The organism is Psychroflexus curvus (genome assembly GCF_020164585.1).
Lineage (GTDB): Bacteria > Bacteroidota > Bacteroidia > Flavobacteriales > Flavobacteriaceae > Psychroflexus > Psychroflexus curvus.
Window position 1 is genome coordinate 57,386 of the sequence record NZ_JAIQZF010000003.1, and the last position, 19,903, is coordinate 77,288.

Annotated in this window: 23 protein-coding genes; 22 read left to right on the forward strand and 1 reads right to left on the reverse strand. The window is 40.8% G+C overall.

Going from position 1 to position 19,903, the window contains the following annotated elements:
* Positions 1-2: 2 nt before the first annotated feature.
* The 17 genes from LB450_RS04565 (at position 3) to paaZ (ending at position 14,777) form a co-directional block, all read left to right on the forward strand.
* Entirely contained in the window at positions 3-566 is a 564-nt protein-coding gene (locus LB450_RS04565) for a nitroreductase family protein (RefSeq protein WP_224486680.1), read from the forward strand.
* 172 nt (positions 567-738) lie between these two features.
* Positions 739-1,698 (forward strand): Fic family protein, encoded by a 960-nt coding sequence (locus LB450_RS04570; protein WP_224487048.1) that lies wholly within the window; start codon positions 739-741, stop codon positions 1,696-1,698.
* 295 nt (positions 1,699-1,993) lie between these two features.
* Entirely contained in the window at positions 1,994-3,067 is a 1,074-nt protein-coding gene (locus LB450_RS04575; RefSeq protein ID WP_224486681.1) for a 2Fe-2S iron-sulfur cluster-binding protein, read from the forward strand.
* Between the two features lie 131 nt (positions 3,068-3,198).
* A complete protein-coding gene (gene paaA / locus LB450_RS04580; RefSeq protein WP_224487049.1) occupies positions 3,199-4,164 on the forward strand; it encodes a 1,2-phenylacetyl-CoA epoxidase subunit PaaA in 966 nt (321 codons plus the stop codon).
* Positions 4,165-4,207: 43 nt separating this feature from the next.
* A complete protein-coding gene (locus LB450_RS04585; protein WP_224486682.1) occupies positions 4,208-4,555 on the forward strand; it encodes a four helix bundle protein in 348 nt (115 codons plus the stop codon).
* Positions 4,556-4,597: 42 nt separating this feature from the next.
* Positions 4,598-4,939 carry a 1,2-phenylacetyl-CoA epoxidase subunit PaaB gene (gene paaB / locus LB450_RS04590; RefSeq protein ID WP_224486683.1) on the forward strand — a complete coding sequence of 114 codons (342 nt, stop codon included), beginning with the start codon at positions 4,598-4,600 and terminating at the stop codon, positions 4,937-4,939.
* 39 nt (positions 4,940-4,978) lie between these two features.
* Entirely contained in the window at positions 4,979-5,734 is a 756-nt protein-coding gene (paaC, locus tag LB450_RS04595; RefSeq protein WP_224486684.1) for a 1,2-phenylacetyl-CoA epoxidase subunit PaaC, read from the forward strand.
* Between the two features lie 124 nt (positions 5,735-5,858).
* A complete protein-coding gene (gene paaD / locus LB450_RS04600; RefSeq protein ID WP_224486685.1) occupies positions 5,859-6,359 on the forward strand; it encodes a 1,2-phenylacetyl-CoA epoxidase subunit PaaD in 501 nt (166 codons plus the stop codon).
* A 257-nt stretch (positions 6,360-6,616) separates the two neighbouring features.
* Positions 6,617-7,399 (forward strand): enoyl-CoA hydratase-related protein, encoded by a 783-nt coding sequence (locus tag LB450_RS04605; protein WP_224486686.1) that lies wholly within the window; start codon positions 6,617-6,619, stop codon positions 7,397-7,399.
* Positions 7,400-7,450: 51 nt separating this feature from the next.
* On the forward strand, positions 7,451-7,816 hold the full coding sequence (locus LB450_RS04610; RefSeq protein ID WP_224486687.1) for a four helix bundle protein: 366 nt from the start codon (positions 7,451-7,453) through the stop codon (positions 7,814-7,816).
* Between the two features lie 65 nt (positions 7,817-7,881).
* Entirely contained in the window at positions 7,882-9,054 is a 1,173-nt protein-coding gene (locus LB450_RS04615; protein ID WP_224486688.1) for a 3-hydroxyacyl-CoA dehydrogenase NAD-binding domain-containing protein, read from the forward strand.
* Positions 9,055-9,120: 66 nt separating this feature from the next.
* On the forward strand, positions 9,121-9,504 hold the full coding sequence (locus LB450_RS04620; RefSeq protein ID WP_224486689.1) for a four helix bundle protein: 384 nt from the start codon (positions 9,121-9,123) through the stop codon (positions 9,502-9,504).
* 21 nt (positions 9,505-9,525) lie between these two features.
* Positions 9,526-9,942, forward strand: a complete 417-nt coding sequence (locus LB450_RS04625; RefSeq protein ID WP_224486690.1) for a PaaI family thioesterase — start codon at positions 9,526-9,528, stop codon at positions 9,940-9,942.
* 149 nt (positions 9,943-10,091) lie between these two features.
* On the forward strand, positions 10,092-11,294 hold the full coding sequence (gene pcaF / locus LB450_RS04630; RefSeq protein ID WP_224486691.1) for a 3-oxoadipyl-CoA thiolase: 1,203 nt from the start codon (positions 10,092-10,094) through the stop codon (positions 11,292-11,294).
* 366 nt (positions 11,295-11,660) lie between these two features.
* Positions 11,661-11,921 carry a ribbon-helix-helix domain-containing protein gene (locus LB450_RS04635; RefSeq protein ID WP_224486692.1) on the forward strand — a complete coding sequence of 87 codons (261 nt, stop codon included), beginning with the start codon at positions 11,661-11,663 and terminating at the stop codon, positions 11,919-11,921.
* Positions 11,908-12,264: a type II toxin-antitoxin system PemK/MazF family toxin gene (locus LB450_RS04640; RefSeq protein ID WP_224486693.1), complete on the forward strand. Its 357-nt coding sequence runs from the start codon at positions 11,908-11,910 to the stop codon at positions 12,262-12,264. The genes LB450_RS04635 and LB450_RS04640 overlap by 14 nt, the downstream gene beginning before the upstream one ends.
* A 2-nt stretch (positions 12,265-12,266) precedes the next feature.
* On the forward strand, positions 12,267-14,777 hold the full coding sequence (gene paaZ, locus LB450_RS04645) for a phenylacetic acid degradation bifunctional protein PaaZ (protein ID WP_224486694.1): 2,511 nt from the start codon (positions 12,267-12,269) through the stop codon (positions 14,775-14,777).
* 13 nt (positions 14,778-14,790) lie between these two features.
* Here paaZ and LB450_RS04650 read toward each other — a convergent pair whose 3' ends face one another.
* Entirely contained in the window at positions 14,791-15,285 is a 495-nt protein-coding gene (locus tag LB450_RS04650; protein ID WP_224486695.1) for a hypothetical protein, read from the reverse strand.
* 449 nt (positions 15,286-15,734) lie between these two features.
* Here LB450_RS04650 and LB450_RS04655 point away from each other — a divergent pair, with 449 nt between their 5' ends.
* The 5 genes from LB450_RS04655 (at position 15,735) to LB450_RS04675 (ending at position 19,840) form a co-directional block, all read left to right on the forward strand.
* On the forward strand, positions 15,735-16,490 hold the full coding sequence (locus LB450_RS04655) for an enoyl-CoA hydratase/isomerase family protein (protein ID WP_224486696.1): 756 nt from the start codon (positions 15,735-15,737) through the stop codon (positions 16,488-16,490).
* A gap of 52 nt (positions 16,491-16,542) precedes the next feature.
* Positions 16,543-16,857: a four helix bundle protein gene (locus LB450_RS04660; protein ID WP_224486697.1), complete on the forward strand. Its 315-nt coding sequence runs from the start codon at positions 16,543-16,545 to the stop codon at positions 16,855-16,857.
* A 97-nt stretch (positions 16,858-16,954) separates the two neighbouring features.
* Entirely contained in the window at positions 16,955-17,557 is a 603-nt protein-coding gene (locus LB450_RS04665; protein WP_224486698.1) for an acyltransferase, read from the forward strand.
* Between the two features lie 321 nt (positions 17,558-17,878).
* A complete protein-coding gene (locus LB450_RS04670; protein WP_407692571.1) occupies positions 17,879-19,303 on the forward strand; it encodes a dihydrolipoamide acetyltransferase family protein in 1,425 nt (474 codons plus the stop codon).
* 153 nt (positions 19,304-19,456) lie between these two features.
* Entirely contained in the window at positions 19,457-19,840 is a 384-nt protein-coding gene (locus tag LB450_RS04675) for a GxxExxY protein (protein WP_224486700.1), read from the forward strand.
* Positions 19,841-19,903 lie beyond the last annotated feature (63 nt).

Sequence of the window (19,903 nt, forward strand, 5' to 3'; positions counted from 1 at the left end):
TCATGGATATATTTGAACTCATTGAAAAAAGGCGTTCGGTTTTTCCTGAACAATACAATGAAGAGCCTATTCTTAAGGAAGAGCTTGACAAAATTCTGGCGACAGCCAACTGGGCTCCAAATCACAGGCACACAGAACCCTGGCGCTTCAAAGTAGTACAGGGTGAGATTAAGCTGAAATTAGCTGAATTTATCCTCGAAAAAAATGCAGAATGGGAAGGAAATCCTTCATCTTTCAAAAGAAAAAAGATTATATCCAAGTTCGAGCAATCCCACACGGTTATTGCCATTTGTGTACAGAAAAGTCCAACAGGCAAACCGCCAGAATGGGAAGAGGTTTCTGCAGTGGCGATGGCAGTTCAAAATATGTGGCTGGCCTGCACTGCCTTGAACATTGGGTCCTACTGGAGTTCCCCCTCCTTCATAAATCTTGTTGATGACTTTTTTAAGCTTAAAGAAGGAGAGTCCTGTCTCGGTTTTTTCTATATGGGAAAGTTTGATGGTGAACTTGAGGAAGGTAAGCGTAAGTCATCTATTCATTCAAAGGTTGAATACTTCACAGATTAAATTAAATCCCTCTTTAACTAGTTGACAGATTTATCTGTCGTAAAAAGTGTCTTCTGTGGTTATCGATTTAACTTGAAATCCCACAGGACCTCATCAATGGGTTTTGAAATGATTTTTAATATCGGATGTGTTAAAAATATGATATACCCGATAATAAGGAGTATATTTGGGTGTGTGGGAAATAGATTTAACATATCGAGAAAAATTACAACCAAGCTTTGATCGGCTCTACGAAAAAAAGGCATTGTTGCATGAAGCCAGGCCGCTTCCACAAATCGCTTTGCGAAAAATTCAGGACGCATTATCTGTAGAATGGACCTATAATTCTAACAGCATTGAAGGCAATACACTTACTTTGCAAGAGACTCAATTGGTTTTACAGGAAGGGATCACCATTAAGGGCAAGTCACTTCGTGAGCATTTTGAAGCCAAGAATCACGAACTGGCTTTAAAGCATTTATATACTTTAAGCAAGCGGGATTACCAGCTTAATGCCTGTGATATTTTAGACTTGCACAGGTATGTGCTTAGAAGTATTGAAGAAGATTATGCAGGAAGGTTGCGTACAGGAGGTGTTCGCATTTCTGGTGCGAATTTTATTCCTCACAATGCACGTAAAGTCCCAGATTTACTGGATGAGCTTATTCAGTTTGTTGTAGAAAATCCTTTACAGCTCAACGCTATTGAACTGGCAACCGTTTTCCATCATAAGTTTGTTTGGATACATCCTTTTTTTGACGGGAATGGCCGTACAGTCAGGTTAGTCATGAATTTGCTTTTGCTTAAAGTGGGGTTTACGCCTGCTATTGTTTTAAGCACAGATCGCCAAAAATATTATACTGCCTTAAATGCAGCCAATAAGGGAAATTATTTTAAACTTAGTTTGCTAATGGCACAGGCCCTGGAGCGCACCATGAACATTTATATTGGTTCTCTTCCAGACAATGACATGGGCTTTATGGAAATTTCCAGTTTGGTGGAAGAAGAAAGTTTACCATACGGTCAGGAATACATTAGTTTATTGGCAAGAAAAGGAAAAATAGATGCATACAAAGAAGGTAGAAACTGGCTCACCACCAAAGCAGCTGTTTTTGAGTATATCAAGAATCGCGAGCGAAAACGTGTATTGTAGATGATTTAGTTTTATCTTGAGTTGAAGTCTTAATTTTTAAACTCGCATCGCATGAGCTAAAACTAGCCCCGATAGAAATGAAAAGCCCGTAAAGCCTGAGCTTAGCAAAATACAAACCACAAAGCGACCGGCAGGAAGCTTTTGTGGTGAAGTCATTTTTGCTTAGTGAAGGGAGCGGACTTGAAATGCATAGCGGGATAAGCTGCTTAAAATCTCTTAAATGACGTTAAATTTAACATCGATTTTTTTAAACTAAAACTAACAATCGTTAGTTTTGTTGCTAAATCACTAATTCATGCCGAGTTTTTTTCCGATTAAGGTCAAGGATGTTTATAAAGAAACAGAGGATTGTTCTGTCATTACTTTACATATCCCCGAAGATTTAAAGTCTGATTTCCAGTATCATCAGGGTCAGCATTTGACTTTGAAAAAAGACATCAACGGCGAAGACGTGAGAAGGTCGTATTCGCTGTGTTCCAGCCCGGTAGATGATGAATGGAAAGTGGCGGTCAAGCAAATATATGAGGGTAAATTTTCAACCTTTGTGAATCGGGAACTGAAAGCCAATGATATTTTGGAAGTGATGCCACCAAGTGGAGATTTCGGAGTAGATGTACAGCAGGATACAGATCAAACCTACTTGTTTTTTGCTGCAGGAAGCGGAATCACGCCCATCTTATCCATGATAAAAACCCATCTGGCCAAGGAGCCTTATTCAAATTGTAAGCTCTTTTACTTGAATAAGAACGCTAAATCAATTATCTTCAAGGAGGAAATAGAGCAGATTAGAAATCGATACTTTGGAAGATTCGAGATTTTCTATTTTTTAACCAGAGAGCAACGCGATATTGAATTGTTGAATGGAAGGTTTACTTCTAAAAAAATTCAGGCTCTGTCCAACTCGGTTTTTGACATTGATGACGTCAGCGATGTCTTTGTTTGCGGACCCGAGCAGATGATTTTTATGATTCGTGATGAGTTGACGCGTCTTGGTCTTGAAGCGGATAGAATCCATTTTGAGCTGTTTGTTTCCGGACTTTCAGAAGAAGATAAAAAGCGAACTGACGCAGCCTTGGCCAAACGAAAAGACGGGACTCAAATCACTATTTTGGACGGAGGTAAGGAGTTTCATTTTGCGATGACCAAAGCCTATGATAATATACTGGATGCAGCCTTAGCTGCCGGTGCAGATTTGCCATTCGCCTGTAAAGGCGGGGTTTGCAGTACCTGCAAGTGTCGAGTGATGGAAGGGCATGTAGAAATGAAAGTGAACTACGCTTTAGAAAAAAATGAAGTTGCGCAAAACTTGGTATTGAGCTGTCAGGCTGTGCCTACCACAGATAAGGTGACCGTAGATTTTGACGTATAAAGGAGTACCCAGTAGTGAGTACTAAGTAGATAGTATATAGAAAAAAGAGAAAGGAGAAAGGAGAAAAGAAAATAGAGAATAGAAAATAGAGAACAGAGAATAGAGAATTTTGAAAAAAATAAAAGGCTATGATGGATAAAGAACAGATGAAAAGCTTAGAGGATATTTTTGAAGCTAAAATCGCTCGTGATGAAAAAATCGAGCCTAAAGACTGGATGCCAGAAAAATACAGGAAGACACATATCCGACAAATTTCTCAGCATGCGCATTCCGAAATTGTAGGTATGCTGCCCGAAGGAAACTGGATTAGCAGAGCGCCTTCTTTGCGACGAAAGGTAGCGCTACTGGCGAAAGTTCAAGACGAGGCCGGACACGGTTTATATCTTTACTCTGCCTGTGAAACCTTGGGGATTTCAAGAGAGGAACTTTACGACCAGCTGCATTCCGGAAAAGCTAAATATTCGAGTATTTTCAATTATCCTACCTTAACCTGGGCAGATATAGGAGCTATAGGCTGGCTAGTGGATGGTGCAGCAATTATCAATCAGGTGCCCTTGTGCAGCACTTCTTTTGGCCCGTATGCCAGAGCCATGGTAAGGGTGTGTAAGGAAGAAAGTTTCCACCAAAGACAGGGTTATGAAATCATGATGACGCTTTGCAACGGCACCCAGGAACAAAAAGATATGGCACAGGATGCGTTAAACCGTTGGTGGTGGCCCTCTTTAATGATGCTTGGTCCCACAGATGACGAGTCCACGCATACAGAACAGTCCATGAAATGGAAATTAAAGCGCAAAACCAACGATGAGTTACGTCAGCAGTTTATAGATCAGACCGTGCCTCAGGCCGATATTCTTGGACTTAAGGTACCGGATGACGACTTGAAATACAATACTGAAACCGGTCATTATGACTTTGGAGAAATCGACTGGGAGGAGTTCTGGCAGGTTGTGAAAGGACACGGGATGTGTAATAAGGAACGTATTTCAGCCAGGAAAAATGCCTGGGATGAAGGCGAATGGGTAAGAGATGCGGCCCTTGCCTATGCCGATAAGCAGGAGGAAAAGCAGGATGTGAAGGAAGCGGTTTGCTATTGAAGTTGAAGTTGAAATCGAAGTTGAAGTCGAAATTACTAATGCTATGAATTATGATTTAAGTGATAGATTAGAAAGTTTTGCTGCTAATGTCATTTTAGTTTATGACAAAAAGCCTTTGACATACGCTGGCGATTATTTAGCAAAGCAACTTATAAGATCATCTTGTTCGTCTGCATTAAACTACGGTGAAGCGCTTGGGACTCTAACTGATAAGGATAAATTATTTAAGTTGAGTTTATGTTTAAAAGAATTAAGAGAGTGTTTACGGAATTTAAATATTCAAACAAAAGCTGGTTTATTACCAACTGAAGGTTTAAAATTATTAAAAGATGAGAATGACCAATTAATTAGAATAATGGTAACTCGCATAAAAAATATCAAAGGTTTATAATTTAGTTTCATTTTCAGCTTCAATTTCAATTTCAAAAAAAATATGGAAGATAATCAAACAGACAAAAAAAATAAATCGACCATTTCTGCGGAAAGGAAAAACAAAAAGTCATGGCCACTTTGGGAAGTTTTCGTAAGAAGTAAAAATGGATTAGAGCACCGCCACTTCGGGAGCTTACATGCTCCGGATGCCGATATGGCTCTTAAAAATGCACGGGATGTTTACACCAGACGCAGTGAAGGTGTGAGTATCTGGGTGGTGGAATCCAAAAATATAAAAGCATCCAATCCGGATGATAATGGAGAGATGTTTGAGCCCGCAGCAGACAAAGCTTATCGCCATCCAACCTTTTACGAGTTACCTGATGATATCGAACATATGTAGTGGATGAACAGGCTGTTCTAATTTTAAAGATTTAAGTACATGACAAACGAAAATTTAATTCAGTATATCTACGGCATAGCCGATAATTCCCTGATTTTAGGTCAGCGAATTTCAGAACTCTGTGGTCACGGACCCACCCTGGAGACCGATATTGCCATGACCAATATGGCTCTGGATTTACTTGGTCAGACCCGAAGTTACTACCAGTACGTAGCCGAACTTTCTCCGAAAGCTATAACCGAAGATGATGTTGCTTTTTTAAGAACCGAGCGCGAATACAAAAATGTGCTTTTGGTCGAACAGCCCAACACAGACTTTGCGTATATCATCGTGAGACAGTACTTTTTTGATGTTTTCCATTTCATGTTTTTGAAAGCTTTGGAAAACTCCAAAAACGTGAATTTTCAGGCTATTGCTAAAAAGAGCTTGAAGGAAGTGTCTTATCACAAACGTTTTTCCGGAGACTGGCTAAAAAGGCTGGGTGATGGAACGGAAGAAAGCAAGCAAAAAGCTCAGCAAGCGGTTAATGATTTGTGGGTATATACCGACGAGATGTTCCATATGACCGAAAATGATAAAGTCGTTGCCAAAGCCGGATATGGTGTGGACACCACAAGTTTCAAAGACGAGTATTACGCTGTCATCACCGCGCTGCTCCAGGAATCGACGCTCGATATTCCTGAAACAAAGTATTTCCAAAAGGGTGGTAAACATGGAATTCATACAGAACATATGGGCTTTATTTTATCTGACATGCAGTATATGCAACGGACTTACCCGGATATGAAGTGGTAGTGTAGAGGTGAGAAATTAGATATAAGATATTAGAAGTTCGATATTTCATACCAAAGAAATAGCCCTGGAATAATTGAGTTGTCAATAACAAACAACAAAAAAACTAACAACCAATACCTAACTTATGACGCAGGACGTAGACATAGATGTAGAGTTACATGAGATTCTGAAATCGGTTCCCGATCCTGAGATTCCTGTGTTGTCTATTATCGATTTAGGCGTTGTCCGTTCTGCAAAAGTATTGCCCAATAAAGAGGTGAAAGTGGAAATCACCCCTACTTACAGCGGCTGTCCAGCCATGGATGTCATCGGTGACGATATCAAAACCGAGCTCACAAAACACGGCTATATCCCGCATGTTAAACTTATTTTGTCTCCTGCCTGGACGACAGACTGGATGACCGATGAAGGCAAAAAAGCACTCAAAGACTATGGCATTGCTCCGCCCATGGATGCGACGTCAGACAAAGACGCCCTGCTAGGTAACAAACGCGTCATTCCTTGCCCGCAATGCGAATCCAAAAACACAAGACTCGTAAGTCAGTTTGCTTCCACGGCCTGCAAGGCGATGTTTAAATGCGAGGACTGCGAAGAAACCTTCGATTATTTTAAATGTCTTATCTAAGCTCATTTTGGCGGTTACCCCTCAAGGAACGCAGGCAGGCCTTTGGCAGTCGCTTTCTTCCGCATGCTATGGCTGCGGAAGAAGAGCTTCATCACATGCCTCAATCCCTAACCGGGGCTTACTCCAGGTTTTTGCTTTTTAAAATTTTAGGCAATGATGATTTCAGTGGATCAAAGCTGAGTCAATCTCATTTCAAAAAGGTTTTACAACCTAATTTCGTAACTTTTCAACTTAAAAATCACTAAAAACATAAGCCTATGGATTCCAGTATATTACTCACTGTTCAAAATCAGGTCGCTTACATCAGGTTTAACAGACCCAATAAATTCAACAGTTTTAACCGAGAAATGGCATTTGCTTTGCAGAAAACGCTTGACGATTGCATCCGAAACGAAGAGGTAAGAGCCATCGTTTTAACTGGTGAAGGGAAAGCTTTTTGTGCAGGTCAGGATATTCAGGAAATTACAGATCCGGAGCAACATCCGGGCTTTAAGCAAATCTTAGAGGATCATTACAATCCCATCATCACCAGAATTAGAAATATCGAAAAACCGGTCATCGCCGCTGTCAATGGTGTTGCCGCAGGTGCAGGAGCCAACATCGCCCTGTCTTGCGATATCGTTGTTGCCAGCGAACAGGCCAGTTTTATTCAGGCCTTTTCCAAAATCGGACTGATACCCGATTCGGCCGGAACTTTTTTCCTGCCCAGACTTATCGGTTTTCAGAGAGCCTCTGCTTTAGCCATGCTTGGGGATAAAGTGGATGCCGTGGAAGCAGAACGCATGGGGATGATTTATAAATATTTTTCAGCAGAAACCTACCAGGCTGAAGTAGAACAGTTAGCTGAAAAACTAGCCAAAATGCCAACCAAAGCTTTGGCTTATACCAAAAAAGCACTGAACAAGTCTTTCAACAATTCACTCGAAGAACAACTCGCTCTGGAATCTGAATACCAAATCGCTGCCGCCAATACAGAAGATTATGAAGAAGGGGTCGCTGCGTTTATGGAGAAGAGGGAGGCGAAGTTTAAAGGACATTAATTTCAAAATTTAAATTTTGGATTTTTTATTTCAAATTTGCAGTATCAACTCATGACATCCTTAGAATTAGAAAACAGATTGATAGATTTTGCTGCAGATTGTATCAAAACAGGGAGTAAAGCAAAGAAGTCATTTGCTTCAGACCATATGAGCAGTCAGTTGATAAGGTCATCTACAAGTGTAGCACTGAACTATTCGGAAGCACTAGCAGGCTCCTCTTTCAAAGATTATATATACAAAATGCAAATTTGTTTGAAGGAATTAAAAGAATCTAAAACTAATTTGCTTATTCAACAGAAATCTGAATTATATCAGGAAACTGAATCAATTAAAACTCTAATAGAAGAAGCTGAAGAACTAATTAAGATTTTCTCAAAAAGCATTGCTACTTCTAAAAAGAAAAATGGATTAAAATAAAAATCAATTTTAAGTAGCTTAAAAATTTGAAATAACAATTTTGAAATAATAAATATAAAATATTAATGAAAGTAGCAATTATAGGAAGCGGAACCATGGGAAGCGGCATTGCGCAAGTTGCCGCAACCGCGGGTTGCCAGGTCCAACTTTACGATACCAAACGAGAAGCTTTAGATAAATCCAGACAGGCTCTGGAAAAAGTTCTCAACCGGCTGATTGAAAAAGGACGCATGGATGAAGCTGAAAAAACCAGAATTCAGTCCAACATTTCTTATGAGGATAATTTGAAATCCCTAGCCAAAGCTGACTTAACCATCGAAGCGATTATTGAACATCTGGAAATCAAGCAAAAGGTGTTTAAGGAGCTCGAAAGTTACCAAAGCAAAGAGGCTATCATAGCCAGTAATACGTCGTCCTTATCCATTGCTTCTATCGCCTCGGTCCTGGAACATCCCGAGCGCTGTATTGGCGTTCACTTTTTTAACCCGGCTCCACTGATGCCTTTGGTAGAAATCGTACCTGCGGTGCAAACGTCTCAGGAGGTTTTTGATAAAGTATTCTCAAAGATTCAGGACTGGAAAAAAGTTCCTGTAAAAGCTCAGGATACACCAGGATTTATCGTGAATCGCGTCGCCAGACCGTTTTATGGAGAAGCGCTTAGAATTTACGAAGAGCGCTATGCCGGGGTGACCGAAGGTGAAGCTGGCTTCGCCACGATTGACTGGGCGATTAAGGAATTTGGCGGATTTAAAATGGGGCCTTTTCAATTGATGGATTTTATTGGAAACGATGTCAATTATACCGTGACCGAAACCGTTTTTAAAGCTTTTTACTACGACCCAAGATATAAGCCGTCTTTTACTCAGAAACGCTTTGCGGAAGCGGGTTATTTAGGTCGAAAGTCCGGAAGGGGATTCTACAATTATAGCGAAGAGGCTCAAAAAGCAGCTCCAGTAAAAGACCGGGAAATGGGTCAGAAGATTTTTGACCGTGTATTGGTTATGCTCATCAATGAAGCTGCAGATGCTTTGTTTTTAAATATTGCTACAGCCAAAGACATTGATCTGGCGATGGCCAAAGGGGTGAATTATCCTAAGGGACTTTTGAACTGGGCTAATGAGAAAGGAATCGACTGGTGCGTTGAACACATGGACCATCTTTACGATACGTACAGAGAAGACAGGTACCGTTGTAGTCCTTTGTTGAGGAAGATGAAAGAAATAGGTGATAGGTTTTAGGTAGTAGGGTTTAGGTGGGAGGTTGTAGGAGATGGGTGTTAGATAGTAGGAAAAAATAGCTAAGAAATGAAGAATTCCAAGTATCATTTTAAATTTGAGGATTTGAAAATCTATCAAAAAGCAATGGAGTTTGGTGAAGTTGTTCATAAGCAAACAAAATGTTTTCCAAAAGAAGAGCAATTTGGATTGACTTCACAATTAAGAAGAGCTAGCGATTCTATCGCCTTAAATATTGCAGAAGGCTCAGCTGGAACAGATAAACAGTTTCATAATTATCTTGGAAATGCTTATCATAGCTTACATGAATGTGTGTCTTGCAGTACAAAAGCTTTCCAAAGAAACTACATTAGTCAAGAGATAAATGAAGCAAATCGAGAATACTTAGTTGAGTTGGCTAAAATGATTAGCAGCTTACGTGCTTCAATTTCTAAAAGAATAAGAAACAAATAAATGACCTAAAACCTACAACCTATGTCCTACAACCTAATACCTAAAAAGATGCTCTCCCAAGATCCCTTCAGTACCTGGCTGGGAATTGAAATTCTGGAGGTGAGTTTAGGGAAATGCAAAGTGGGCTTGAAGATACGCCCGGAGATGCTCAATTCAATGCAAAAAGCGCATGGCGGCATTAGCTATGCTTTGGCAGACACCGCTTTTGGCTTTGCGGCTAATACCTATGGAAAATATGCGGTTTCGATAGAAACCTCCATCAATCATATCGAAGCCTTACATGTTGATGATTACATTACCGCAGAATCTAAGGTTGAGGTCACCAAAAACAGACTTGGCTTTCATTATGTAGAAGTAAAAAAAGAAGAAGAAATTGTTGCCCTTTTTAAGGGCGTAGTGTTTAGGACTTCCAAAGAGTGGGAATTAAATGATAATTAAATTTTATAAATTGAAAACGAATTTGCGTTAAGGACCTGCCTGCCGGCAGGCAGGTTGTAGTGGAAAGCCCGCAGTCCCCAACCATTTGGGGAAGAGGACTTGAAACAAAAAGCCTGTAAACGCCCAAGATAAATAACAAAAAACGACATATGGATGCCTATATAATTGACGGGATACGAACACCGATTGGTAACTACAAAGGTACGCTTTCGCCTGTCCGAGCAGATGATTTGGGAGCTCTGGTCATCAAAGAGATACTGAACAGAAATCCTTCCATACCCAAAGAAGCCTTTGACGATGTGATCCTGGGCTGCGCCAATCAGGCCGGGGAAGACAACCGAAACGTAGCCAGAATGTGCTCGCTTTTGGCAGGAATGCCCCATTCGGTGCCTGGTGAAACCGTGAATCGATTATGCAGCAGCGGACTTTCTGCCATCATTCACGCCAACCGAGCGATAAAGGCAGGGGACGGCGATTTGTTCATCGCTGGTGGAGTCGAGCACATGACTCGTGGACCTTATGCGATTGCAAAACCCTCCTCAGCTTACGGGAATGATGCCAAAATGTACGATACGAGTTTCGGATGGCGATTTGTCAATCCCAAAATGGATGAGATGTTCGGCACCGATGGCATGGGAGTGACGGCAGAAAACCTGGTCGACATTCATAAAATTTCGCGGGAAGACCAGGATGCATTCGCCTATCACTCGCAAATGAAAGCCAGTAAGGCTCAGGGAAATGGTCGTTTGGCGGAAGAAATTATTGCTGTACATATTCCAAGACGCAAGCAGGAGGATCTGATTTTTGCCCAGGATGAGTTTGTAAAACCTCAAACCAAACTGGATGTCTTAGGTAAACTGAGACCAGCCTTTAGGAAAGAGGGGAGTGTAACTGCCGGAAATTCCTCAGGGCTAAACGATGGCGCAGCCGCTACCATTGTAGCCTCGCAAAAGGCTATTGATACTTATAATTTGAAGCCCATGGCGAGGATTTTAAGTTCTGCTGTTGTGGGTGTAGAGCCAAGAATTATGGGCATCGGTCCCGTGGAGGCTTCCAATAAAGCTTTGGCAAAAGCAGGTTTGAAAATGGAAGATATGGATATCATCGAGTTGAATGAAGCTTTTGCAGCTCAATCTTTAGCCTGTATCAGGGCCTGGGGGTTGAAAGATGATGACCCGCGAATCAACCCGAATGGCGGTGCAATTGCGATTGGTCATCCGCTGGGTGTGACCGGAACCCGATTAGCCCATACGGCAGCACTTCAGCTTCAGCTAACTGATAAAAAATATGCTTTAATTACAATGTGTGTTGGTGTTGGCCAAGGTTATGCAGCTGTGATAGAAAGAGTTTAATATGCTGAGTAAACGAAGTCCCGAGAGCATTTGCGATTCGGGATGCGTTGGTGTTGGCCAAGGTTATGCAGCTGTAATAGAAAGAGTTTAATATGCTGAGTAAACGAAGTCCCGAGAGCATTTGCGATTCGGGATGTGTTGGAGTAGGACAGGGTTACGCTGCTATTATTGAAAGAGTTTAGCCATGCTGAGTGCCGAGAATGTAATGATTCGATAAAGTCCCGAGTGCAACGCGATTCGGGATGCGTTGGCGTTGGACAGGGCTATGCTGCTGTGATTGAGAATGTGAGTTAAATTAGTTTTTTTGTATTTATGTTTTATAAATATGATCCGTAAATAATTATTATATTTGGTAAAACTTTGATTATGACGACATTTACATCTTCACTTCCAGACAAATTGCTTCAAGATTTAGACAAAACGTCTAAAGAGTTGAAACTTCCGAAAAACAAGTTGATAGAGAAGGCGCTTGAACTTTTTTTGGACGAAATCCAAAAAGCCAAGTATGCAAAATCATTCAAGCGTGCTGCAAAAGACAAGGATATCATGGCTATGGCGGAAGAAGGGATGGCAGATTATTATAAAATGTTACAAGATTTTGACAAAGAAATTGATGGAAAAAACTAGTCAGGTTTCAATTTTACAGGGAGAAATTTGGCAAGTTTATCTGGACCCTATCAAGGGTAGCGAACAGGGCGGGAACCGTCCTCTTGTCGTAATTAGTGGAAATACTTTAAATACAAATCTTGGCGTTGTAATAGGTTGTCCACTTTCAAGTTCAATTCATAATTTTGAAGGTAATTTAGTTTTGAACCCCACTCAAATTAATGGATTGAAAACAACATCAGAAGTCATGGTTTTTCATATTCGTTCACTGGCTAAAGAACGCTTCAAAAAGAAACTCGGTAACATTAGCTCTTCACAACTCGATCATCTAAAAAAGACATTAAACGACATTTTAAAATACTAAATATGCAAACCACACAAAGTTATATACAAGGCCAATGGACTCAGGGAAAAGGTGAAGATCAGCCGATTTATGATTCCATTACCGGAGAACATTTCACTTCTATAAATGTAGACGGGTTCAATATTCCTGAAGTCCTTGCCTATGGTCGTGAAAAGGGAGATACACTCCGGAAAATGACTTTCCAGGAACGCGGTAATATGCTGAAATCCTTAGCCTTCTACCTTCAAAAGAAAAAAAGAGCCTTCTACGAATTAAGTTACCGCACGGGAGCTACCAAGCGGGATTCCTGGTTTGATATCGACGGGGGTTTTGGAAATTTATTTGCCAATGCCTCGTTGAGAAAATTGTTTCCCAATCAGCCTTTTGATGTGGAAGGAGATCCTATCGATTTGTCGCACGGCGGACGCTTTATGGCCCATCATATTCTGGTGCCTAAAGAAGGGGTGGCGGTGCATATCAATGCCTTTAACTTCCCGGTGTGGGGTATGCTGGAGAAATGTGCGGTGAACTGGATGGCAGGTGTTCCTGCGGTGGTTCTGCCGGCGCCGCAGTCGGCTTACTTAACCGAAGCGGTGGTCAAAGAAATCATCGCATCCGGAATTTTACCGGAAGGAGCTTTGCAACTGATTTCAGGAACCGAGAAAACTATTCTAGACCATGTTGAATCTCAGGACATAGTAACCTTTACGGGTTCAGCAACTACAGGGCGACTATTGAAAAGCCACCCGAGACTGCTTGAGGAATCCGTTCCGTTCACCATGGAAGCGGACTCGTTGAATGCTTCAATTCTGGGAGAGGACGCCGTGCACGGAACAGCAGAATTTGATTTGTTCATTCGTGAGGTGCGAAATGAAATGACGGTAAAATGCGGTCAGAAGTGTACGGCAATTCGTCGTGCTATCGTTCCGGCATCTTTAATTGAAGATGTTCAGATTGCGCTGGGTAAGGCTTTGGATAAAATTACACTAGGCGACCCAAGACTGAAGGAGGTTCGCATGGGAAGTCTGATCGATAGAAAACAGGTGGAAGCTGTTAAAAAAGCAGTTGGTGAAATTTCAAAAACAGCTGAACTAGTCTATGGCGATTTTAATAATGCAGAAACCCTCAATGCTGACTTCGAAAAAGGAGCTTTTATCAAACCGATTTTGATGCGCGAACACGAGCCTTTCAAAAATGAAGCGGCTCATGTGACTGAAGCTTTTGGTCCTGTAAGTACACTGATGCCATATACAACCTTAGAAGAAGCGATTCAGCTTTCCAAAAAAGGGAAGGGGTCTCTGGTGAGTTCCATATTCACCAATGACGATGCTATAGCGCGTGATTATACCCTCAAAGCAGCATCTCATCACGGAAGAATTATGTGCATCAACCGGGAATCTGCCAAACAAAGCACGGGGCATGGTTCGCCATTGCCAAATCTGGTCCATGGTGGTCCAGGAAGAGCAGGTGGTGGAGAAGAAATGGGAGGAAAACGCGGTATCAAACACTTTATGCAGCGTTGTGCCATCCAGGGAAGCCCGACGACCCTGACTGAAATCACAGGAATTTATCAGCCCAAAGCCGATTATAAAGAAACCGAGACGCATCCGTTTGCTTATCACTGGGAAGACATACAGCCGGGAATGTCCTTAAAAACCCATAACCGAACCTTGACCGATACCGATATCATCAATTTTGGAAACCTCACCTGGGACCATTTTTATGCGCACACTGATATTACGTCCTTAGAAGGCAGTATTTTTGAGCAGCGAACCGCTCACGGTTATTTTATTATTTCGGCAGCTGCGGGATTGTTTGTTTACCCGAACAAAGGTCCGGTTGCAGCCAATTATGGCCTGGAAGAGATTCGGTTTTTGAGACCGCTGTATCACAACGATACGATTCATGTGCGACTGACTTGTAAAGAAAAGGTGGACAGAGATCAAAAAGGAAAGGAGCTCCCGAGCGGCATTGTGAAATGGTACGTGGAGGTCTTCGATACGGAAGCCATCGAAGAAGACGATAAACTGGTCGCTATCGCTACCATTCTGACGATGGTCCAAAAGAAGCAGACCACGTTTCATGACATAGACAGAGGTTTTATTGAAAGCAAGCTAAAAGCACTTTCAGAGGAACGTCAGCCTCAATGGGGAATGATGACTCCACAACATATGCTGGAGCATTTGGAAATGACTTTAAAAATAGCCACTGGTGAAATCTCCAATTTTGAAGTGGCTACACCGGAGGAGTATCTCGAAAAGGTACAGGAAACCTTGTACAATTACGAGAAAATGCCACAAGGCTACAAGATGCCTTTGATGAAAAAAGAAGGGCTGGAGGATTTCAAGCATGAGAATCTCGAAGAAGCTAAAAAAGCCCTGCTGGAAGCCTATGAAGCTTTTGTAGTGTTCTTTAGAGAGCATCCCGACGTCACTACTAAAAATGCTGTCTTTGGAGAGCTTACGGCTTTTGAATGGAAACTATTAAATCGAAAACATTTCAATCATCATTTTGAACAGTTTGGATTGATTTAGAAAAGAAAAGTGACTAATTTTTCATGTAGAACACATAAAACATCATTTCACCTGCATAAGCTACATCGTCTTTTCTAGGGCTTAAAAATTCGGATTCTTGAAAAACTTTAGCGATATTTTCTTCAAAAATGGTATTTAATTTTTCATTACTGGAAAGAGATGTGATTTTAGTCAACTCATCGTTTTGATTATAATCAATTTTAATTTCAAATAAGTTCATTCCTGGTTTCAAAAGTGAATCAATCTGATTCGGATCAATAGTATTGAAAAGGAAGTTCAGTAAATAGTCGCTGGAACGTTTAAAATCTTTTTTACCCTCTTCATAAATACAGCCTATGACAATTCTGGGAAAGATTTTTTCGTTGCCTGGATAATCATTTTTGTCTGTTATCTGACTCATCTTATGGTAAGCATAGACTCCAGTTGTTTTTGTGCCAATGGTGATTGGTATATGGAGTGCCACTGAAATGGCCTCACCTTTCTGCATCGCAGGCTCCAAGATTTTCATTTTATTAAGCGTTCTCTCAAATTCTTTTTTTAGTGAAGGATTGAGGGAGTTCAAGTGAGTCAACTTGATAGTTTTATCATACTGAACTTCAAAAGTCAGATTGAATTTGTTTATTCCTGGATTTAGTTCACTGATTAACCTTTTATTTTTACTGCGATTAAATAAATTGGATACTTGTTTTGAAAAACAATTCATTAATTCCGTGTTTCCCCCAACATTTCTGCATCCTCTAGCAATTATATAAGTTTCGTCATATTCTTGGGAGTAAAGGGAAGCCGTTAAAAGAAAAAATAAGGTAAATAGGACAGGGATGATTTTCATTTTAAAAAATTAAGCTGATTAGTTATTTATTCCAAAACTACTAAATTTAAACTATTGTAATTGCTTATCATACTAACAATCATTAGTTTTGAAGAACATTCGAAATCGATTGAGAAATACACTAAATTATGACAAAACCCTACGTTAAAAAAGATATTCAGGACAGGATAGCAACGATAGAATTCTTTCATCCGGCGCATAATTCACTGCCCAGTGATATATTAGCTAAGTTAGCTGGTACTATCACTCAAGTCGGTCAGGATGATGAAGTTTTAGTGATTATTTTAAAGTCTGGCGGAGACCGCACGTTTTGTGCCGGTGCCAGCTTTAAGGAATTGATTTCTATTGAAGACGAAAAAACCGGAGAGCAATTCTTCAGTGGTTTTGCGAATGTCATCAACGCCATGCGTAAATGTCCTAAATTCATTATTGGTCGTGTGCAGGGAAAAACCGTTGGCGGTGGCGTAGGCCTCGCGTCTTCAATGGATTATTGCTTGGCCACCAAATTCGCCTCCATCAAGCTGAGTGAGCTCAATTTAGGCATAGGCCCGTTTGTAGTGGGTCCGGCTGTGGAGCGAAAGCTGGGTGTGAGCGGTATGTCACAGATTGCTATAGACGCCAACACCTTTTATCCGGCTGAATGGGCCAGGGATAAAGGCTTGTTTGCAAACGTTTATGAGACTACTGAAGCCCTGGATATTGCGGTTTCAGAATTCGCTAAAAATCTATGTGAATATAACCCCGAAGCGGTAAAGCATATGAAACAGATGTTTTGGAGAGGAACCGAAGACTGGGATGAGTTATTGATAGAACGCGCAAAAATCAGCGGTAAGCTGGTGCTGAGCTCGTTTACGAAAGAGAAGCTGAAGAGGTTTAAGGATTAATACAAAGAAGAAGTAGATATGACTAATTGAAGAAAGGACAAAAAGATAAATGATGGCATTAAAGCATAATTTTAGGAAATTGACGATTTGGCAAGAGGCTAGAAGTTTAGTAAGTGAAACATATAGTATTACAGAGAAATTCCCTAAAACTGAAGTTTATGGTCTATCAAACCAATTACGACGATGTTCAGTTTCAATTGCTTCAAATATTGCAGAAGGCTCTGCAAGAGATTCAAATAAACATTTTGTTCAGTATTTAGAAACAGCCTTGGGATCTTCATTTGAATGGGAAACACAATTAATTTGCGCATTCGACTTAAATTATATTAGTGAAACAACATTCAATCAATACGTAGAAAAAATCTAAAAAATACAAGCAATGATTTCAAATTTTAAAAATACCTTGAATTAATCAATTATGTCTTTTCGTCTGATACCATTTTTACTTATTAATTTTCCTCAATATGATCTACAAATTCAAAAACCACATCCCCGTCGTTCACGAATCCAGTTTCGTGCACCCACAGGCAGCGGTCACCGGAAATGTGATTATTGGTAAAGACTGTTATATAGGGCCGGGGGCAGCCATCCGGGGAGACTGGGGTGAGATTATACTGGAAGACGGTGTGAATGTTCAGGAGAATTGTACCGTTCATATGTTCCCCGGGAAGTCGATCGTATTGAAAACAGGGGCTCACGTAGGACATGGAGCTATCATTCATGGGGCCAACTTAGGTAAGAATTGTCTGATCGGAATGAATTCAGTAATCATGGACGATGCTGAAATTGGTGATGAATGTATTGTGGGTGCGATGACTTTCGTCAAAGCAGAAGCCATAATCCCCAGGCGAAGTTTGGTGGTAGGTAACCCCGCTAAAATCATAAAAGAGGTGTCCGATGAGATGATCGCCTGGAAAACTGCCGGAACTCGATTATATCAGCAGTTGCCTGCCGATTGTCATGACAGTTTGGAAGCCGTGGAGCCGCTTCGGGAACGTCCTGAACATAGACCAGAACAGGAAGATTTTTACAAGACATTGAATGAGTTTAAGCATGGTAATGAATAGAGGGTAGTAAGGAGAGGTTAGTGTGTAGTGATGAGAAGTTAGACAATAGAGAAAAGACAATAGAACATACTGTAAGAACTTTGTGTCAGATCAATACTATTTAGATGAGCTGAGATGTGAGTTATTAGAATACAGAAAAATTAGCGACTTGGCGTGAAATTAGAAAAGAGAAGAACCTGAAACCTCAGTATTCTTTACGATTTTGGGGTAGATAGCGAGAAAATATAAAATATGAATAACAATAATAACACCTCAGAAACATTAGAATTCAAGCTGCCCAAAATGGGAGAAAGCATTACAGAAGGCACTATTTTGAACTGGATGATCCATGAAGGGGATAGTTTTCAGGAAGGCGATATCCTCGTTGAGGTAGGAACAGATAAGGTCGATAACGAAGTGCCTGCGCCATGTTCGGGACGGCTTATTGAAATCAGGTTTGAAGCTAAGGAAATAGTTAAAATTGGCGAAGTTATTGCGATTCTGGAATCCTCACCCCCAACCTCTCTCCAAAGGAAAGGGGAGCAAAAAACCACTGCTCAAACTCCTCAACAAAAGAGAGAGAAAGGGGAAGTTTCTCCCCTTGAGGGAGACAGAAGAGGGGAATCCTCACCCCCAGCCCCTCTCCAAAGGAAAGGGGAGCAAAAAGCTACTGCTCAAACTCCTCTACAAAAGAGAGGGAAACAGAAAGTTTCTCCCCTTGGGGGAGACGGAAGAGGGGAATCCTCACCCCCAACCCCTCTCCAAAGGAAAGGGGAGCAAAAAACCACTGCTCAAACTCCTCAACAAAAGAGAGAGAAAGGAGAAGTTTCTCCCCTTGGGGGAGACGGAAGAGGGGCTCATTCGTCTTTTTATTCTCCTTTGGTTGAAAAAATTGCCAGAGATTACCACATCAGCTACGAAGAACTGGCCAGGATTCCGGCTTCCGGAGCCGATGACCGATTGAAAAAATCTGATATCTATAAATACTTAGAAGACGGAAGACCGGCTCAGTTTGTTCAGACAGAGCCTGAGTCGTCCTCAGGTTTTCAGGTGCCTGATTTACAATTTGACAAAGGAAAAGGCAAGATTGTGGAGATGGACAGGATGCGACAGATGATTGCCGATCATATGGTGTTTTCCAAACACACTTCGCCGCATGTCACGGCTTATGTAGAAGCAGATATGACCAAACTGGTCAACTGGAGAAACGAAAACAAGACTAAATTTCAGGAAGAAACCGGTGAGAAATTAACTTACACTCCACTTTTCATTCAGGCAGTCACAAAGGCCATTCAGGATTTTCCGATGATTAATTCCTCACTGGACGGAAATAACATCATTGTAAAGGAGGATATCAACATCGGAATGGCAACCGCCTTGCCAAGTGGAAATCTGATTGTCCCTGTGGTTAAGAATTCCGATCAAAAAGATTTGAAAACCTTAGCCAAAGAGGTTAATGCTCTCGTGGCAAAAGCCAGGGATAACAAACTCACCAGTGATGATACGCGGGGAAGTACGTTTACCATCTCCAATGTGGGGACTTTCGGGAGTTTGATGGGAACACCCATTATCAACCAGCCGGAGGCAGCCATATTAGCTACGGGAATTATAAAGAAAAGAGCTGAGGTTATAGAATACGAAGACGGAGATCAAATAGAAATCAGGCAGATGATGTATTTATCCTTGTCCTTTGATCATCGTATTGTCGACGGTTATTTGGCGGGAAGTTTTTTAAGAAGAATTGCGGATTATTTGGAGTACTCTTAAAACCTCACGCAAAGTCGTTAAGACGCAAAATAGAGTGAACAGTGAATGGAATGAGATTCAATTATCAAAAATTAAGGATTGCAGATTATTTGGAGGATTCTAAAATTACACGCAAAGTCGCTAAGCCGCAGAAAACAATAAAAGGGGTGCAACATGGATGAGAACCAATTATCGAAAATTATTGTGAATACAGCTTATCAAATTCACACTCAGTTGGGTCCAGGTCTTTTAGAATCTGTTTATGAAGAAATCATGTATTTTGAACTGAGAAAACTAAACTTAAATGTCGATCGCCAGAAACCTATTCCAGTTATATGGGATGACTTAAAAATGCAATTGGGTTTTCGAGCAGATTTAATTGTAAATAATAAAGTTATTATTGAATTAAAATCAGTCGAAAGCATCGCTCCTGTTCATCCAAAACAAGTTTTGACCTATTTAAAATTGACTAACTTAAAGCTAGGCTTACTAATCAATTTTAATGAATCGCTTATTAAAAATGGAATCACACGAATCGTCAATAATCTAAAGATATAGTAAGCTTAGCACCTTTGCGACTTTGAGAGAGATAAAAAGACATATGCGTATAAATTTGAAAGA

Excerpts from the sequence above, each read along its gene's own strand:
- LB450_RS04605 (WP_224486686.1), top strand. The coding sequence starts at position 6,617 with ATGGATTCCAGTATATTACTCACTGTTCAAAATCAGGTCGCTTACATC.
- pcaF (WP_224486691.1), top strand. The coding sequence starts at position 10,092 with ATGGATGCCTATATAATTGACGGGATACGAACACCGATTGGTAACTAC.
- LB450_RS04620 (WP_224486689.1), top strand. The coding sequence starts at position 9,121 with ATGAAGAATTCCAAGTATCATTTTAAATTTGAGGATTTGAAAATCTAT.
- LB450_RS04615 (WP_224486688.1), top strand. The coding sequence starts at position 7,882 with ATGAAAGTAGCAATTATAGGAAGCGGAACCATGGGAAGCGGCATTGCG.
- LB450_RS04625 (WP_224486690.1), top strand. The coding sequence starts at position 9,526 with ATGTCCTACAACCTAATACCTAAAAAGATGCTCTCCCAAGATCCCTTC.
- LB450_RS04635 (WP_224486692.1), top strand. The coding sequence starts at position 11,661 with ATGACGACATTTACATCTTCACTTCCAGACAAATTGCTTCAAGATTTA.
- LB450_RS04585 (WP_224486682.1), top strand. The coding sequence starts at position 4,208 with ATGAATTATGATTTAAGTGATAGATTAGAAAGTTTTGCTGCTAATGTC.
- LB450_RS04655 (WP_224486696.1), top strand. The coding sequence starts at position 15,735 with ATGACAAAACCCTACGTTAAAAAAGATATTCAGGACAGGATAGCAACG.
- paaB (WP_224486683.1), top strand. The coding sequence starts at position 4,598 with ATGGAAGATAATCAAACAGACAAAAAAAATAAATCGACCATTTCTGCG.
- LB450_RS04660 (WP_224486697.1), top strand. The coding sequence starts at position 16,543 with ATGGCATTAAAGCATAATTTTAGGAAATTGACGATTTGGCAAGAGGCT.
- LB450_RS04670 (WP_407692571.1), top strand. The coding sequence starts at position 17,879 with ATGATCCATGAAGGGGATAGTTTTCAGGAAGGCGATATCCTCGTTGAG.
- LB450_RS04610 (WP_224486687.1), top strand. The coding sequence starts at position 7,451 with ATGACATCCTTAGAATTAGAAAACAGATTGATAGATTTTGCTGCAGAT.
- LB450_RS04650 (WP_224486695.1), bottom strand. The coding sequence starts at position 15,285 with ATGAAAATCTTGGAGCCTGCGATGCAGAAAGGTGAGGCCATTTCAGTG.
- paaZ (WP_224486694.1), top strand. The coding sequence starts at position 12,267 with ATGCAAACCACACAAAGTTATATACAAGGCCAATGGACTCAGGGAAAA.
- paaD (WP_224486685.1), top strand. The coding sequence starts at position 5,859 with ATGACGCAGGACGTAGACATAGATGTAGAGTTACATGAGATTCTGAAA.
- paaC (WP_224486684.1), top strand. The coding sequence starts at position 4,979 with ATGACAAACGAAAATTTAATTCAGTATATCTACGGCATAGCCGATAAT.
- LB450_RS04565 (WP_224486680.1), top strand. The coding sequence starts at position 3 with ATGGATATATTTGAACTCATTGAAAAAAGGCGTTCGGTTTTTCCTGAA.
- paaA (WP_224487049.1), top strand. The coding sequence starts at position 3,199 with ATGGATAAAGAACAGATGAAAAGCTTAGAGGATATTTTTGAAGCTAAA.
- LB450_RS04575 (WP_224486681.1), top strand. The coding sequence starts at position 1,994 with ATGCCGAGTTTTTTTCCGATTAAGGTCAAGGATGTTTATAAAGAAACA.
- LB450_RS04640 (WP_224486693.1), top strand. The coding sequence starts at position 11,908 with ATGGAAAAAACTAGTCAGGTTTCAATTTTACAGGGAGAAATTTGGCAA.
- LB450_RS04665 (WP_224486698.1), top strand. The coding sequence starts at position 16,955 with ATGATCTACAAATTCAAAAACCACATCCCCGTCGTTCACGAATCCAGT.
- LB450_RS04675 (WP_224486700.1), top strand. The coding sequence starts at position 19,457 with ATGGATGAGAACCAATTATCGAAAATTATTGTGAATACAGCTTATCAA.